This window comes from Pseudomonas fragi, from assembly GCF_025426255.1.
Taxonomy (GTDB): Bacteria; Pseudomonadota; Gammaproteobacteria; order Pseudomonadales; family Pseudomonadaceae; genus Aquipseudomonas; species Aquipseudomonas kulmbachensis.
The window spans coordinates 3,863,184-3,878,877 of record NZ_CP104861.1 but is presented as its reverse complement, the minus strand read 5'-3'; the positions used below and the strand labels follow the sequence as shown (position 1 = coordinate 3,878,877).

Annotated in this window: 13 protein-coding genes; 8 read left to right on the top strand and 5 right to left on the bottom strand. The window is 57.8% G+C overall.

Features of this window, described 5'->3' with window-relative positions; genetic code table 11:
• Nucleotides 1-52: 52 nt before the first annotated feature.
• Together flgM and flgA are read right to left on the bottom strand one after the other, a co-directional pair.
• On the bottom strand, nucleotides 53-373 hold the full coding sequence (gene flgM / locus N7D90_RS17980) for a flagellar biosynthesis anti-sigma factor FlgM (protein WP_261739265.1): 321 nt from the start codon (nucleotides 371-373) through the stop codon (nucleotides 53-55).
• A 151-nt stretch (nucleotides 374-524) separates the two neighbouring features.
• Nucleotides 525-1,295 carry a flagellar basal body P-ring formation chaperone FlgA gene (gene flgA, locus N7D90_RS17975; protein WP_261739264.1) on the bottom strand — a complete coding sequence of 257 codons (771 nt, stop codon included), beginning with the start codon at nucleotides 1,293-1,295 and terminating at the stop codon, nucleotides 525-527.
• A 77-nt stretch (nucleotides 1,296-1,372) separates the two neighbouring features.
• Here flgA and N7D90_RS17970 point away from each other — a divergent pair, with 77 nt between their 5' ends.
• The 6 genes from N7D90_RS17970 to flgE all read left to right on the top strand — a co-directional run bounded on the left by N7D90_RS17970 (nucleotide 1,373) and on the right by flgE (nucleotide 6,487).
• Nucleotides 1,373-2,335, top strand: coding sequence for a chemotaxis protein CheV (locus N7D90_RS17970; protein WP_261739263.1), 963 nt, complete (start codon nucleotides 1,373-1,375; stop codon nucleotides 2,333-2,335).
• 12 nt (nucleotides 2,336-2,347) lie between these two features.
• A complete protein-coding gene (gene cheR / locus N7D90_RS17965; protein WP_261739262.1) occupies nucleotides 2,348-3,175 on the top strand; it encodes a protein-glutamate O-methyltransferase CheR in 828 nt (275 codons plus the stop codon).
• A 367-nt stretch (nucleotides 3,176-3,542) separates the two neighbouring features.
• Nucleotides 3,543-3,950, top strand: coding sequence for a flagellar basal body rod protein FlgB (gene flgB, locus N7D90_RS17960; protein ID WP_261739261.1), 408 nt, complete (start codon nucleotides 3,543-3,545; stop codon nucleotides 3,948-3,950).
• Nucleotides 3,951-3,953: 3 nt separating this feature from the next.
• On the top strand, nucleotides 3,954-4,397 hold the full coding sequence (flgC, locus tag N7D90_RS17955; protein ID WP_261739260.1) for a flagellar basal body rod protein FlgC: 444 nt from the start codon (nucleotides 3,954-3,956) through the stop codon (nucleotides 4,395-4,397).
• 15 nt (nucleotides 4,398-4,412) lie between these two features.
• Complete coding sequence (locus N7D90_RS17950) at nucleotides 4,413-5,138, top strand: flagellar hook assembly protein FlgD (protein ID WP_261739259.1); 726 nt, start codon at nucleotides 4,413-4,415, stop codon at nucleotides 5,136-5,138.
• A gap of 29 nt (nucleotides 5,139-5,167) precedes the next feature.
• Nucleotides 5,168-6,487, top strand: coding sequence for a flagellar hook protein FlgE (gene flgE / locus N7D90_RS17945; protein WP_261739258.1), 1,320 nt, complete (start codon nucleotides 5,168-5,170; stop codon nucleotides 6,485-6,487).
• Between the two features lie 138 nt (nucleotides 6,488-6,625).
• Here the strand turns inward: flgE and codA are convergent, their stop codons facing one another.
• The 3 genes from codA to bglX form a co-directional block, all read right to left on the bottom strand.
• Nucleotides 6,626-7,861, bottom strand: coding sequence for a cytosine deaminase (gene codA / locus N7D90_RS17940; RefSeq protein ID WP_261739257.1), 1,236 nt, complete (start codon nucleotides 7,859-7,861; stop codon nucleotides 6,626-6,628).
• Nucleotides 7,862-8,028: 167 nt separating this feature from the next.
• On the bottom strand, nucleotides 8,029-10,902 hold the full coding sequence (locus N7D90_RS17935; RefSeq protein WP_261739256.1) for a ribonucleoside-diphosphate reductase subunit alpha: 2,874 nt from the start codon (nucleotides 10,900-10,902) through the stop codon (nucleotides 8,029-8,031).
• A gap of 683 nt (nucleotides 10,903-11,585) precedes the next feature.
• A complete protein-coding gene (gene bglX, locus N7D90_RS17930; protein WP_261739255.1) occupies nucleotides 11,586-13,877 on the bottom strand; it encodes a beta-glucosidase BglX in 2,292 nt (763 codons plus the stop codon).
• Between the two features lie 243 nt (nucleotides 13,878-14,120).
• On the opposite strand from bglX, the gene N7D90_RS17925 reads away from it, so the two are divergent.
• Both N7D90_RS17925 and N7D90_RS17920 read left to right on the top strand, forming a co-directional pair.
• Nucleotides 14,121-14,729: a LemA family protein gene (locus N7D90_RS17925; RefSeq protein WP_261739254.1), complete on the top strand. Its 609-nt coding sequence runs from the start codon at nucleotides 14,121-14,123 to the stop codon at nucleotides 14,727-14,729.
• A 207-nt stretch (nucleotides 14,730-14,936) separates the two neighbouring features.
• Entirely contained in the window at nucleotides 14,937-15,677 is a 741-nt protein-coding gene (locus N7D90_RS17920) for a TPM domain-containing protein (RefSeq protein WP_261739253.1), read from the top strand.
• The last annotated feature ends 17 nt before the right edge of the window (nucleotides 15,678-15,694 follow it).

Below are 15,694 nucleotides of genomic sequence, written 5' to 3'. Positions count from 1 at the left end.
CGTCAACAAACCCCTGGATTAAGCGTCCAAAAGTGCGGCACAGGCCGTGGGCCTAGCGCTCGGCTTCCATATTCAGCAGTTTGCTGGCGACCCGATTGCTGTCGACCTTGTAGCTGCCGTCGGCAATGGCTTGTTTAAGCTCGGCCACCCGATTTTTGTCGACCGCAGGTTGTTCACGCAACGAGTCGCTGATCTTCTGCAACTGTTGAGCCTCTTGGCTGAGGTGTACAGATTCCCCGCTCGGGGCGCTGGCTTGTACAGGGCTTTTTGCCGGGGCCGCTTGCGTGGCGCTACCGGTTTCCTGGCTGGCGTTGCTGCGCGTGCTGCCGGTTAAGGGCGGTGCGCTGTTGAGACGACTGAAGTCGATGACCATAACGAAAAACCTCGGGGTATTTGGACGCTTGCCATGTTTTCGGCCATACCCGGAAAAACTTTAGGCTCGATTAATCATAGCTTCACACAGAACGGTACTGATCTACGTCAAACCACAGTGTAGGAAAGTCGAGGAGCTGATGCCAGTTTTCCTACAATGCCACCTCAACTTGGCCGGGTGCTGTGACCCGAGCGCGGATCACACGCTTGGAATTCAGGTTCTTTACCCGGATCTGTTCGCTGAGGCCACCGTCCGACAGGGCTTCGCCGGGCATTTTGACACTTAACGTGCCGCTGCGGGCGCTGATTACCACATGGTCACCCTTGCGCACGGCAGCAGCCTGTTCCAGATGCGTGAGCGTCAGCACTTGATCGGTGACCATCGGGCGCAGGAGTTTTTGACCGACCGCCAGCTCGGTCGCGGTCAGATAGCCCTGATTGATCAGGCCCACATCCCGTTCGCGCAAAGTGACATCGGCGTAGTCGATCACCATGCCGCGCTTGAGCGGGTGATTGACGATGACCACGTCACGGAACAGTTTGACCTGGGCCGGAACGAAGATGGTCCATGGCGATAGCCCTTCGCAGCGTACACGCACGATCACGCGCCCCATGGGTTGTGCCGGGCTTTCGAGGGAGGCTGTCAATTCCTTGTCGCAATGAGCCAAGCGCAGACGCGGGTCCAGGTTGTTGACCTGGATCTGATATCGCCCCTCGGTCTGGCTGGTGGCGAGATAGTCTTCAACCGTGAATTCAAGAAAGCCCTGGGTCACGCCGATAAGCTGTTCAGGTGATGTAAACGCGTCGGCCCTGCTATAAGTGCCTACGCCAAGCAGGGCGCCAGCCGCCAGGACGCTCAGACAGCAGCGGCGCAGCGTCTGGGGGAAAAATCGGTGGCAGGAATTTGTCGTTTTTGCGTTCATGGCCGATAAAAAAGCAAGCCCCGTGCCGTTTACGGAAATTGGGTGTTGAAACTTGAAGTCTTTAAGAGGAGCTGAGTATGGCCGGAGTGATGGATGCGGTTAACCAGCGCACTCAACTGGTGGGGCAAAACCGCCTGGAGCTGTTGCTGTTTCGTCTGGATGGGCCACAGCTTTACGGGATCAATGTGTTCAAAGTCAGGGAGGTGCTGCAATGCCCAAAACTGACCATGATTCCCAAGTCCCATCCTGTGGTGTGTGGTGTGGCGAGCATTCGCGGCGCGACCATTCCGATTCTTGATCTGGCGATGGCCACCGGATCGGGTGCTTTGAAAGACCAGAGCAACCCGTTTGTGATCATCACCGAGTACAACACCAAGACTCAGGGCTTTCTCGTTCGCTCGGTCGAACGTATCGTCAACATGAACTGGGAAGATATTCATCCGCCGCCCAAGGGCACCGGTAACGACCATTACTTGACGGCCGTGACCCGGATGGACGACCAATTGGTCGAAATCATTGACGTCGAGAAGGTCCTGGCAGAAGTTTCGCCATCGCCTGAAACCATCACCCATGGCGTGGTGGATGTTGAAACCCGAACCAAGGCGCTGTCGCTGCGGGTGCTGACCGTCGACGATTCGTCGGTGGCACGCAAGCAGGTTGCCCGTTGCCTGCAAACGGTGGGCGTTGAAGTCGTGTCGTTGAACGACGGTCGTCAGGCGCTGGACTACCTGCGCAAGCTGGTGGAGGAGGGCAAGGACCCGTCCGAAGAGTTTCTGATGATGATCTCGGATATCGAGATGCCGGAAATGGACGGCTACACCCTGACCGCCGAAATCCGCAACGATCCGCGGATGCAAAAATTGCACATCATTCTGCATACTTCGTTGTCTGGGGTATTCAATCAGGCGATGGTCAAAAAAGTCGGGGCTGATGACTTTTTGGCCAAATTCCGGCCTGATGACCTGGCATCCCGGGTAGTCGACCGGATCAAAGCAGCAGACCATAGCCAGGGTTCACCCTTGGCGGTCAAAACGATTTAAGAGGCAGGACATTTGTCGACGGCTAATTTGGATTTTGAACAGTTCCGGGTCTTCCTGGAAAAAGCCTGTGGCATTTTGCTGGGTGAAAACAAGCAGTACCTGGTCTCCAGCCGGCTCAACAAACTGATGGAGCAGCAAGGCATCAAGTCGTTGGGCGAGTTGATTCAACGTATCCAGAGCCAGCCGCGCAGCGGGCTGCGCGAGTTGGTGGTCGATGCCATGACCACCAATGAAACCCTGTGGTTTCGCGACACCTATCCCTTCGAAGTATTGAAGAACAAGGTGCTGCCTGAGCAAATCAAGGCCAATCCGGGGCAGCGCTTGCGTATCTGGTCGGCAGCCTGTTCTTCGGGGCAGGAGCCCTTTTCGCTGTCGATGGCGATTGATGAGTTTGAGCGCAGCAACCTGGGGCAACTGAAGGCGGGCGTGCAGATTTTTGCCACCGATCTGTCAGCCCAGATGCTCAACACCTGCCGCACCGGTGAGTACGACAACCTGGCGATTGGCCGTGGCCTGTCGCCGGAGCGCTTGCAGCGCTATTTCGACCCCAAGGGGCCGGGGCGCTGGGTGATCAAGACGCCGATCAAGAATCGGGTCGAGTTCCGCCCCTTCAACCTGCTGGACAGCTATGCAGGCTTTGGCAAGTTCGACGTCGTGTTCTGTCGCAATGTGCTGATCTACTTCTCGGCAGAAGTGAAGAAAGACATCCTGCTGCGCATTCACAGCACCTTGAAGCCGGGCGGTTATCTGTTTTTGGGCGCCTCCGAAGCGCTCAACGGATTGCCGGATCATTACCAGATGGTCCAATGCAGCCCGGGGATCATCTACCAGGCTAAATAGGCGGACAAATAACCGTAGACCGTAGACCGTAGCAGCTGCCGAAGGAACGAGGCTGCGTTCGGCGACGTAGTCGTCGCAAATCAGGCCCCTCGGTGTGTCAGCGATATTGAGTCCTCAGGTTTCACGACGGCTGCGCCGCCGAACGCAGCCTCGTTCCTTCGGCAGCTGCTACGGAAAACCCGAAGCAAAGCGGCAGAAAAGCGGCAGTCAGCGGTCAACCGTTGCCGCTTTTCTGGCATTGCCGCCTCCCATGCCCCTCCCAAAGCCTTGAAATACGGCTCTGTGCCAACTGGCACGGGGTTTGCTCTGTTCATGTCATGTAGAACCTGAATCACATCCTCAGGTCAGCCCACAAAGGTTTTTCGACATGAGCATCAGCTTCGATAAAGCGCTTGGTATCCATGAGCAGGCACTGGGCTTTCGCGCCCAGCGCGCTGAAGTACTGGCCAACAACATCGCCAACGCCGATACCCCGAACTACAAGGCTCGGGACCTGGATTTCGCTTCTGTGCTCGCCGCCCAGAGTGACAAAAACCAGAGCGGCACGTTTGCGTTGAACAAGACCAACACTCGCCATATCGAAGCCCAGGGTCTGAGCAGTGGCGATGAGTCGCTGCTGTACCGCACGCCGATGCAGCCGTCGATCGACCAGAACACAGTGGACGCTCAGATCGAGCAGTCGAACTATGCAGAGAATGCGGTCAACTTCCAGGCCAGCTTCACCCTGCTCAACAGCAAATTCAAAGGGCTGATGTCGGCCCTGCGCGGGGAGTAATTCATGTCTCTAGCCAGTGTGTTCAATATTGCCGGTAGCGGCATGAGTGCCCAGACCACGCGTCTGAACACCGTCGCCAGTAACATCGCCAACGCCGATACCGTGTCGTCGAGCATCGACCAGACCTACCGTGCCCGGCACCCGGTGTTCGCCACTATGTTCGAAGGTGCACAAAGCAGTACGGGTGACTCGCTGTTCCAGAACCAGGACGGCGCCGGCCAAGGCGTGCAAGTGCTGGGTGTGGTTGAAGACCAAAGTGAGCTGCAGGCCCGCTACGAGCCGAACCATCCTTCTGCCGACGCCAAGGGCTATGTGTATTACCCCAACGTCAACGTGGTTGAAGAAATGGCTGACATGATTTCCGCCAGTCGTTCGTTCCAGACCAACGCCGAGCTGATGAATACCGCCAAAACCATGATGCAGAAGGTCCTGACCCTCGGTCAGTGATAAGGGACGACGCAAATGAGTGTGACCGATTCCACCAGCGGCTTGACCCTTAATCAGGTACTTGCCAACTCTGCCCAGGCCAAGACCACCGACACCAGCGTGGCGGCGGCAACCAAAGGCGTTACCGGCAACACGGCGCTGGGCAAGGATGCGTTCCTGCAACTGCTGGTCACCCAGCTGAAAAACCAGAACCCGCTGGACCCCCAGGACAACACCGCGTTCGTCGCGCAACTGGCGCAGTTCAGCAGCCTGGAGGGCATCACCTCGCTCAACGATACGGTCAACTCCTTGTCGGGCGGGCTGCAGTCCTCGCAGGCTTTGCAGGCATCGTCGCTGGTGGGCCGCTCGGTCATCGTGCAAACCAGTGAAGCCTATGTGGACCCTGCCAGCGACAAGCCATTCAACGGCACCGTGGTGGTCAAGGACCCCGATTCAAAACCCGTCATCACCATTACCGATGCCGACGGGGAGGTGGTCCGCTCCCTGGAGCTGGGCAGTCAGAAAGCCGGCAACGCGGACTTTACCTGGGACGGCAAGGACGACGACGGTGTGCTGCTGGACAAAGGGTCCTACACCTTCACAGCGTCGAGCAAAAACGACACCGGCACCACGGCGCTCACCACCTACCTGCCAGCGACCGTTAACAGCGTGACCCTGAGCAAGACCGGTGGCGAAATCATGCTCAACCTCGCAGGTCTGGGCAGCATTGGCATGTCCAAAGTCCAGACCATAGGCCTCTAAGCCGACTCATACGCCTCAAGGAGAGAAACATGTCATTCAATATCGGCCTTAGCGGTCTCTATGCGGCGAACAAGCAACTCGACGTGACCGGCAACAACATTGCCAACGCTGCGACCACCGGCTTCAAGGCATCGCGCGCAGAATTTGCCGATATCTACTCGGCCAGCAAGCTGGGTATCGGCAGCAAGACCGTAGGCAGTGGCGTGAACCTGGCAGCGGTCTCGCAAAACTTTGGTCAGGGCTCGATCAACAACACCGGCAACCTGCTGGATATGGGGATTCAGGGCAGCGGCTTTTTCGTGCTGAGCGACAACGGCTCCTTGAGCTACACCCGTGCCGGCACGTTCAAATCCGACAAAGAGGGCTACGTGACCAGCTCCGATGGCACTGCGCGTTTGCAGGGCTATGGCGTGGATGCGAACGGCAATATCATCAACGGTGTACTGACCGACCTGCGCATCGACACTTCTAACCTGGCGCCCAAGCCTACGGGTTCGGTAACGTCGGAGATCAACCTGAACTCCAGCTCCGATACGATTGACCAGACCAAAATTCCGTTCGATCCGAGCGAGTCCACCAGCTACAGCAAAAAATTCAGCACCATGGTCTACGACACCCAAGGCAACGCGCACCCGATGGACCAGTACATGGTCAAGACCGGTGCCAATACCTGGAGTTCTTATACCCTGATTGACGGTCGTAACCCTGATGGCACGCCAGTCTCGGGCGATGGCGCCAAGGCTCCAGTGGCCTCGACCCTGGAGTTTGACTCAGCTGGTGCGCTGACCAAGGTCACGCAGCCCGATCCGATCAAGGATCAGCCTGAAAACACGCTGGTTGTCAGTGGCTGGAAGCCGGGTGCCATGATCAATGGTAAATGGGACTCAAACGGTGCCGACGCCAAGCCGGGCGGCATTGCCATCAACATGGCCAAGACCACTCAGTACAACACCGACTCCTCGCGTAACCCGCCGACCCAGGACGGCTACGCCACCGGCCAGATCAACAACCTGACCATTGATGGTTCGGGCGTGATGTTCGCCAACTTCAGCAACAACCAAAGCCGCGCCATCGGCCAGATATCCCTGGCCAGCTTTACCAATGAACAAGGCCTGCAGCCGGTGGGCGGCACTGCCTGGAAAGAAACCTTCTCCTCGGGTATGGCTGGCTACGACGCACCGAAAGTTGGGAGCCTGGGGGCCATTCAGTCCAACTCGCTGGAAGACTCCAACGTCAACCTGACCAATGAGCTGGTGGACTTGATCAAGGCGCAGAGCAACTACCAGGCCAACGCTAAAACCATCTCGACCCAAAGCACCATCATGCAGACCATTATTCAGATGACGTGATGGGTGTTATCGGTCATCCAGGCCTTCTGTAGATACTCTGTTGTCGATCAAGCCCTCCTGTGGGAGCGAGCCTGCTCGCGAAGGTCATTCGCGAGCAGGCTCGCTCCCACGATTGTTCTAGTCGCAGTCTCGCTTCGCTCAGCTGAACTCAACCCGCTCCGGCACCCGCGTCATCAGCACCTTGCCAGCACGGATCGACACCCGTGCCTTGGCTTGGCGCCGCACCGCTTCGTAATCATTTTCGGCATCCAGCACCAGTAGATTCGCCGGGCGACCTACCTCGATTCCGTAACCTTCACCCAGATTGAGCGTGCGTGCGCTGTTGTCGGTGACCAGATCCAGGCAGCGCGCCAGATCGTCAAAACCCATCATGTGGCAGATATGCAAACCGGCATCCAGCACCCGCAGGATGTTGCCGTTGCCCAGCGGATACCACGGGTCCTTGATCGAGTCCTGGCCAAAACACACGTTCATTCCGGCCCGGTCCAGCTCGGCCACCCGAGTTACGCCACGGCGTTTCGGGAAGGTGTCAAAACGCCCCTGCAAATGAATGCTCTCGGTCGGGCACGATACGAAGTTGATTCCCGAGGCCTTGAGCAACCGGAACAGTTTTGAACAATAGGCATTGTCGTAAGAGCCCATGGCCGTGGTGTGGCTGGCGGTTACCCGGCTGCCCATACCGCGTACCCGTGCTTCTTCGGCCAGTACTTCAAGAAAGCGTGAATGCGGGTCGTCGGTCTCGTCGCAATGCACGTCCACCAGGCAACCGGTGCGCTCGGCAAGGTCCATCAAGAACTTGATCGAACTGACCCCTTGTTCACGGGTGTTTTCAAAGTGCGGAATACCGCCGACCACATCGGCGCCCAACTCCACGGCCAGGGTCATCAACTCGCGCCCACCGGAGTAGGACTCGATACCTTCCTGTGGGAACGCAACGATTTGCAGGTCAATCAGGTGGCGGGTTTCCTCGCGTACTTCAATCATCGCCCGCAGCGCGGCCAGTGTCGGGTCGGTGACGTCGATATGGGTGCGTACGTGTTGAATGCCATGCTCGGCCAGCATGCGGAGGGTGGCGTGGGCACGCTGTTTGGTGTCTTCGTGGGTGATGGTTTCTTTACGCTGTGCCCAGCGCTCGATGCCTTCGAACAGCGTGCCACTAAGGTTCCACTCGGGCTGGCCCGCGGTCAGGGCTGCATCCAGATGGATATGCGGCTCTACAAAGGGTGCGATCAGCAACTGGCCTTGAGCATCGATATCTGCACTCTGCGCCGCTACTGTGCCGGGCTGCAAGGTGATGGCGCTGATGCGTTCGCCTTCGCAACTGACCGTATACAGGCCGGGTGTTCTACGCAGCGTGGCATTGATGATGTTCATAGTCGTTCCTATCGTTGGACACTAACAATGTAGTCGCAGCCTTCGTGCCTCGGCAGCGACTACAGGAAGTTTTTCTCCCCAAAAAACAAAACCCCCGTTAAGCCCAACTGTTGCCAGGGCTTAACGGGGGTTTATGGTCAGGCGGTTAACCCGCCTGCCAGCTCAGCTTATTGGCAAGCTTCGCAATCCGGCTCGTCAATCGCGCAAGCCTTTGGCACAGGTGCTGGACCGGCCGGGGCGGCAACTACGTCTTCGCTGTTGTTGCCGTTCGACACGGCGTTGAGCTTGCCAGTGTTGACGGTGGACTTCTCGGTGCTGGTCGCGGCCAGGGCACGGAGGTAGTAAGTGGTTTTCAGACCACGATACCAAGCCATGCGGTAGGTCACGTCCAGCTTCTTGCCCGAAGCGCCAGCGATGTACAGGTTCAGCGACTGAGCCTGGTCGATCCACTTCTGACGACGGCTGGCGGCGTCAACGATCCACTTGGTGTCAACTTCAAACGCAGTGGCATACAGCTCTTTGAGCTCTTGCGGGATGCGTTCGATTTGCTGCACGGAACCATCGTAGTACTTCAGATCGTTGATCATGACCGAGTCCCACAGATCGCGAGCCTTGAGGTCGCGAACCAGGTACGGGTTGATCACGGTGAATTCGCCCGAGAGGTTCGATTTCACGTACAGGTTCTGGTAGGTCGGTTCGATCGACTGCGATACGCCAGTGATGTTGGCGATGGTCGCGGTCGGTGCGATGGCCATGATGTTGGAGTTACGAATGCCTTTCTGTACACGGGCGCGAACCGGTGCCCAGTCCAGGGATTCGTTCAGGTCAACGTCGATGTACTTCTGGCCACGCTGTTCGATCAGAATCTGTTGCGAATCCAGCGGCAGGATGCCCTTGGACCACAGCGAACCCTGGAACGTCTCGTAAGCGCCACGCTCGTCAGCCAGGTCGCAAGAAGCCTGGATCGCGTAGTAGCTGACCGCTTCCATCGACTTGTCGGCAAACTCAACGGCAGCCTGCGAAGCGTAAGGAATGTGCTGCAGGTACAGAGCGTCCTGGAAGCCCATGATCCCCAGGCCCACTGGACGGTGCTTGAAGTTCGAGTTGCGAGCTTGCGGCACCGAGTAGTAGTTGATGTCGATAACGTTATCGAGCATGCGTACGGCTACGTCGATGGTGCGCTTGAGCTTGTCGGTGTCCAGCTTGCCGTTGACGATGTGGTTCGGCAGGTTGATCGAGCCCAGGTTGCAAACGGCGATCTCGTCCTTGTTGGTGTTCAAGGTGATCTCGGTGCACAGGTTCGAGCTGTGAACCACGCCCACGTGCTGCTGCGGGCTACGCAGGTTGCACGGGTCTTTGAAGGTCAGCCAAGGGTGGCCGGTTTCAAACAGCATGGACAGCATTTTACGCCACAGGTCTTTGGCCTGGATGGTCTTGAACAGCTTGATCTTGCCAGGGTACTGGGACAGTGCTTCGTAGTACTCGTAACGCTCTTCGAAGGCCTTGCCGGTCAGGTCGTGCAGATCCGGTACTTCGGACGGCGAGAACAGGGTCCACGGGCCGTCATCGAAGACGCGCTTCATGAACAGGTCAGGGATCCAGTTGGCAGTGTTCATGTCGTGGGTACGACGACGGTCATCACCGGTGTTCTTGCGCAGCTCGATGAACTCTTCGATGTCCATGTGCCAGGTTTCCAGGTAAGCACATACAGCGCCTTTGCGCTTGCCGCCCTGGTTAACGGCTACGGCGGTGTCGTTCACCACTTTCAGGAACGGAACCACGCCCTGGGATTTGCCGTTGGTGCCCTTGATCCACGAACCCAGTGCACGTACTGGCGTCCAGTCGTTGCCCAGGCCGCCAGCGAATTTGGACAACATGGCGTTGTCGTGGATCGCGTGGTAGATGCCCGACAGGTCGTCCGGCACGGTGGTCAGGTAGCAGCTGGACAGCTGTGGACGCTGAGTACCGGCGTTGAACAGGGTAGGGGTCGACGACATGTAGTCGAAGGACGACAGCAAGTTGTAGAACTCGATGGCGCGGTCTTCTTTTTGCTTCTCTTCGATTGCCAGGCCCATGGCCACACGCATGAAGAAGATCTGCGGCAGTTCGAAACGTACGCCATCGTGGTGGATGAAGTAACGGTCGTACAGGGTTTGTAGGCCCAGGTAGGTGAACTGCTGATCGCGCTCGTGGTTGATCGCCTTGCCCAGTTTTTCCAGGTCGAAGGTGGCCAGAACCGGGTTCAGCAAATCGAACTCGATACCTTTGGCGATGTAGGCCGGCAGGGCCTTGGCGTACAGGTCAGCCATCTCGTGGTGGGTGGCGCTGTCAGCGACTTGCAGGAAGCTCAGGCCTTCGGCACGCAGGGTGTCCATCAGCAGGCGAGCGGTCACGAACGAGTAGTTGGGCTCACGCTCTACCAGGGTGCGTGCGGTCATCACCAGGGCGGTGTTGACGTCGCTCAACGCTACGCCGTCGTAGAGGTTTTTCAGGGTTTCGCGCTGGATCAGGTCGCCGTCAACTTCTTCCAGACCTTCACAGGCCTCGGTGACGATGGTGTTCAGGCGGCCCATGTCCAGCGGCGCGAATGTGCCGTCAGCGAGGGTGATACGGATCGACGGGTGAGCGCGCACAGCGTCTTCAGCCGGGGCGCGGGTTGCACGTTCCTTGGAGCGGGCATCACGGTAGATCACATAGTCGCGAGCCACTTTTTGCTCGCCGGCACGCATCAGGGCCAGTTCAACCTGGTCCTGGATTTCTTCGATGTGGATGGTGCCGCCCGATGGCATGCGACGCTTGAAGGTCGCGGTGACTTGTTCGGTCAGGCGCGCAACGGTGTCGTGAATGCGCGACGAAGCGGCAGCGTTGCCACCTTCAACTGCGAGAAACGCCTTGGTGATGGCGACGGTGATCTTGTCATCGGTGTAAGGAACTACAGCCCCGTTACGTTTGATCACGCGCAATTGGCCTGGCGCGGTCGCAGACAGATCCAGATTTGAATCGGTACCCTGCGAGTTCTCGCGAGTTGTATCGGTTTGCATGGGGGTGTCTCCACATTCTCTATGTTTGTTTGGGCGCCTTTTGGGTGCCCACCGTTCCGTCCTGAAGCACTACAACCGGTAATGAGCCGGGCATAACAACTTCGGGACGTACAGAAGGGGGGGTTAAGCCGCTTCCGTGCCGAAGTCTTGATTCACGCAGACCGCGTGAAACCGTATTCCAGCGGGATGACAGTATTTTTACTGCAACACCCGGGCCGCTTTCCGACGTTTAGGTTGGAAAGCGGTTGCCATCCGCATGAGCGGTTTGGACTTTAAAAACTGCGTTTGGTTTAACCCAACAGGCGCGAGAAAAGGGCTTGAAATTCTCGTCTGAGTTGTGTTGGGTTTTTGGCCTAAAACCCTACATATGGGGTTTTTTGGCGGAGCTGATACAAGATATGCGTTTTGCAGGGGTTGTGCAACGTACTGCCTGTGGATAACCCTGTGTGTAAATTGTGTGTGAAAGCTTGAATATCCATGTAGGCCGCACTGCACCGGCATTTAGCCGTTTGTCACCGGATTTTGCAGGAGCAAATCGTTTGCGCTGGATTTTGAGGGCGCGAACCCTACCATAAAAAACAGCGCTGTCCGAACGCATTTTCAGGCGGGTGCAAAGATAGGAAAGGTCAAGCGAAAAGACGTGCCGGGAGGCCGCATAGGGCCTTCCCGGCAATTGAGCGAAATTACTGCAACTGGAAGCTGTTTTGCTGGACGTTTTGCGAGTCGAGGCCAATCTGCACATTGAATTCGCCAGGCTCGGCGACGTGCTGCAACTGCGCGTTGTAAAACTTCAGATCGTTCTCGGCGACGGTGAATTGCACGACCTTCTGCTCGCCGGGTTTGAGCATGACTTTCTGGAAGTTCTTCAGCTCCTTGAGCGGACGGCTCATGGAGGCGGTGACGTCCTGGATATACAACTGAACCACGGTTTCGCCCGCGCGCTTGCCCGTGTTTTTCACGGTTACGCTGGCGGTCAGAGTGTTGCCCGGCTTCAAGGTTTTGGTCGACAGGCTGACATCCGACAGGCTGAAGTCGGTGTAGCTCAAGCCATAGCCAAACGGATACAGCGGGCTGTTGGGCTCATCGAAATACTGCGAGGTGTAGTTGCCCGGTTTGCCCGGTGTGAAGGGCCGACCAATGCTCAGATGGCTGTAGTAAGTCGGAATCTGACCTACAGAACGCGGGAAAGTGATCGGCAGCTTGCCTGACGGGTTGTAGTCACCGAACAGCACGTCAGCAATCGCGTTGCCCCCTTCGGTGCCGCTGAACCAGGTTTCCAGCACGGCATCGGCTTGTTGCTGTTGCACATCGATCGACAGCGGACGGCCGTTCATCAACACCAGTACCAACGGCTTGCCGGTGGCCTTGAGCGCAGTAATCAGGGCGCGCTGGCTGGCAGGAATGTCCAGGTTGGTGCGGCTCGACGACTCGTGGGACATGCCCCGCGATTCACCCACCACAGCGACGACTACATCCGCCTGCTGCGCGGCCTTGACCGCCTCGTCAATCATCACCTGCGCCGGGCGCGGGTCGTTGACCACTTCTGGTGCATCGAAGTTGAGGAAGTTCAGGTAGTCGACGATTTTCTGGTCGTCGGTAATATTGGCGCCGCGGGCGTAGATCAGGTTGCCCTGTTGGCCGAGTGCGTTACGCATGCCGTCATACACGGTCACAGACTGTGCTGGCAGACCCGCTGCGGCCCAACTGCCCATGATGTCGATCGGGGCTTTGGCCAGGGGGCCAACCAGGGCAATGCGCGCCTGTTTATTCAGGGGCAGGGTTTCGGCCTGGTTTTTCAGCAGTACCAGACTCTTGCGCGCCACTTCACGGGCTTCGCTGCGATGCAGGCGGCTTTCGGCCTTGGTGTCGGCCGGGTCATCTTCAGCCTTGCCGATACGCAGGTACGGGTCGGCAAACAAGCCCATGTCGTACTTGGCGCCAAGCACCTCGCGCACGGCGTTATCCAGATCGCTTTGCGGCACTTCACCGGACTTGAGCAGGCCAGGCAATTCTTCGCCGTAGGCCTTGTCGTTCATGCTCATGTCGATACCGGCCTTGATTGCCAGCTTGGCGGCTTCGCGGCTGTCTTTGGCCACACCGTGCTTGATCAATTCAATAATCGCACCGTGGTCGCTGACTGCAACGCCTTTAAAACCCCAGTCCTTGCGCAGCAAATCCTGCATCAGCCACATGTTCGAGGTGGCAGGCACGCCATTGATCGAGTTCAGGGCCACCATCACGCTACCTGCGCCCGCTTCGATGGCGGCGTGGTAGGGCGGCAGATAGTCCTGAAACATGCGTGTCGGGCTCATGTCGACAGTGTTGTAGTCGCGTCCGCCTTCGACTGCGCCATACAGGGCAAAGTGTTTAACGCTGGCCATGATATTGCCGGGCAGGGCAGGTGATGCGCCCTGATAGGCCTGCACCATCACCCTGGCGATGCGCGAGACTAAATAGGTGTCTTCGCCAAATCCTTCGGAGGTACGGCCCCAGCGCGGGTCACGGGCGATGTCGACCATGGGGGCGAAAGTCAGGTCGATACTGTCGGCGCTGGCTTCCTTGGCGGCCACGCGGCCGCTGAGGCCGATGGCGTCCATGTCCCAGCTGGAGGCGAGAGCCAGGCTGATCGGGAAAATGGTGCGATGGCCGTGGATCACGTCGTACGCAAAAAACATCGGGATCTTCAGGCGGCTGCGCATGGCAGCGTCTTGCATCGGGCGGTTTTCGTCGCGGCTGATGGAGTTGAACGTGCCGCCGATACGGCCTGCGGCGATTTCCTTGCGGATCATCTCGCGGGGCATTTCCGGGCCGATACTGATCAGACGCAGTTGACCGATCTTTTCATCCACGCTCATTTTTTTCAGCAGTTCAGCAACGAACACGTCTTTGGGAGGGAGCGGGGCCGCCGGGGTTTGAGCCCATGCGGTGTGACTGGCCAGGCTGATGACGATGCCCAGCAAACACATATTTCTCATTGGATTCTTCTGCGCAGCCGCTCACTTGAAGCGAGGGAAGCCCGCGCTTGTGCAGCGATATTGTTCTGGAGGAATGTCAGGAATACTCGAATTAAAGAAATGACCTACCTTTAGAACAAAGTATTCCTGCATGGCAGGCAGTCTTTTAGCTGATTCGCCGCGAGCAATCCAGTATTGCCGGGAGTTTTTGGGTGTGGTGTGTGGTCTATAAACCTGATGTCGTTATTTCGGAGCGTTACAAGCATGGGAATACAGAGCGTTAGAACCTGGGGTTGGAAAGTTATTGCCCTGCTGACCGTAAGCAGTCTGCTTGCAGGATGTGGGATCAATACCATTCCGACCCTCGACGAGCAGGTCAAGGCGGCCTGGTCGCAAGTACAGAACCAGTATCAACGTCGTTCCGACCTGATTCCCAATCTGGTGGAGACGGTCAAGGGCGCGGCCAAACAGGAGCAGGCCACCCTGACTGCGGTGATTGAAGCGCGGGCCAAGGCGACCTCGATCCAGGTCGATGCCAGCACGTTGAACAACCCGGAAAAACTCAAGCAGTTTCAGGAGGCGCAGAATCAGCTGACGGGAGCCTTGAGCCGGTTGATGGTGGTGTCTGAGCGTTACCCGGACCTGAAGTCCAACCAGAACTTCCTGTCGTTGCAATCGCAACTGGAAGGCACGGAAAACCGGATCAGCGTGGCTCGTCGCGATTTTATCCTCGCGGTTGAGCGCTACAACACTGAGATCCGCACCTTTCCGGGGCGTTTGTGGCATGCGGTGATGTACAGCGACTTGCCGGTACGCTCCACCTTTGAAGCCACAACCCCGGATGCCGACAAGGCACCTGAGGTGAAGTTCTAAGCCGCCTGACCAATATGCGTGCCCTGTAGCAGCTGCCGAGGAACGAAGGCTGCGTTCGGCGGCGCAGTCGTCGTAAAATCATTAATTGCGGTGTTTCAAATACACCTCAGGCTCAGATTTTACGACCGCTTCGCGCTCGAACGCAGCCTTCGTTCCTCGGCAGCTGCTACGAGTAACGCCTGTCAGATTCGACCTATGAGGTTGCCGATGCGCGTATCAAAACCGGGGCTTGGCCTGTTGCTGTGGCTATTTATAGCCACGGCCCAGGCGCTGACTTTTCCTGCACTTAGCGGGCGGGTGGTGGACGATGGGCAAATGCTCGACCCCGCCACACGCCAGCAGCTGACGCAAAAGCTTGAGACCCACGAAAAAGCCACCGGCGAGCAAGTGGTGGTGGTCACCGTACCCAGTCTGCAAGGCACCCCCATCGAAGATTTCGGCTACCAACTGGGCCGCGCCTGGGGCATCGGCCAAAAAGACAAAAACAACGGCGCATTGCTGATTGTGGCCCGCGATGATCGCAAGCTGCGTATCGAGGTTGGCTATGGCCTGGAAGACCGCCTCACCGACGCCCAGTCCTCGGTGATCATCCATCAAGTGATCACCCCGGCCTTTAAAAGCGGTGACTACAACCAAGGTATCAGCGACGGGGTTGACGCCATCCTGCAAGTATTGGGTGGCGCGCCATTGGCCGAACCGGCCTATGCCGGAGGGCAGGGCGACAGCAACGATTTGATGGTCGAACACCCGGGCGTAGTTGTGCTGCTATTTATATTGTTTGTTCTGGTCGTTGCGGCCTGCCAGTTCTTTGGCATCTGCCGCTCAGGCGGCGGCGGTGGCTCGCGCTCGGGTGGCTTTGGCGGTGGCGGTTTCGGCGGTGGCGGTGGCGGAGGGTTCAGTGGCGGCGGTGGCAGTTTTGGCGGCGGCGGAGCCTCTGGCGGCTGGTAATTCACTTTTCAACGAGT

Excerpts from the sequence above, each read along its gene's own strand:
- flgM (WP_261739265.1), bottom strand. The coding sequence starts at position 373 with ATGGTCATCGACTTCAGTCGTCTCAACAGCGCACCGCCCTTAACCGGC.
- flgB (WP_261739261.1), top strand. The coding sequence starts at position 3,543 with ATGAGCATCAGCTTCGATAAAGCGCTTGGTATCCATGAGCAGGCACTG.
- N7D90_RS17925 (WP_261739254.1), top strand. The coding sequence starts at position 14,121 with ATGGGAATACAGAGCGTTAGAACCTGGGGTTGGAAAGTTATTGCCCTG.
- flgA (WP_261739264.1), bottom strand. The coding sequence starts at position 1,295 with ATGAACGCAAAAACGACAAATTCCTGCCACCGATTTTTCCCCCAGACG.
- flgC (WP_261739260.1), top strand. The coding sequence starts at position 3,954 with ATGTCTCTAGCCAGTGTGTTCAATATTGCCGGTAGCGGCATGAGTGCC.
- N7D90_RS17920 (WP_261739253.1), top strand. The coding sequence starts at position 14,937 with ATGCGCGTATCAAAACCGGGGCTTGGCCTGTTGCTGTGGCTATTTATA.
- bglX (WP_261739255.1), bottom strand. The coding sequence starts at position 13,877 with ATGAGAAATATGTGTTTGCTGGGCATCGTCATCAGCCTGGCCAGTCAC.
- N7D90_RS17950 (WP_261739259.1), top strand. The coding sequence starts at position 4,413 with ATGAGTGTGACCGATTCCACCAGCGGCTTGACCCTTAATCAGGTACTT.
- flgE (WP_261739258.1), top strand. The coding sequence starts at position 5,168 with ATGTCATTCAATATCGGCCTTAGCGGTCTCTATGCGGCGAACAAGCAA.
- codA (WP_261739257.1), bottom strand. The coding sequence starts at position 7,861 with ATGAACATCATCAATGCCACGCTGCGTAGAACACCCGGCCTGTATACG.
- N7D90_RS17935 (WP_261739256.1), bottom strand. The coding sequence starts at position 10,902 with ATGCAAACCGATACAACTCGCGAGAACTCGCAGGGTACCGATTCAAAT.
- N7D90_RS17970 (WP_261739263.1), top strand. The coding sequence starts at position 1,373 with ATGGCCGGAGTGATGGATGCGGTTAACCAGCGCACTCAACTGGTGGGG.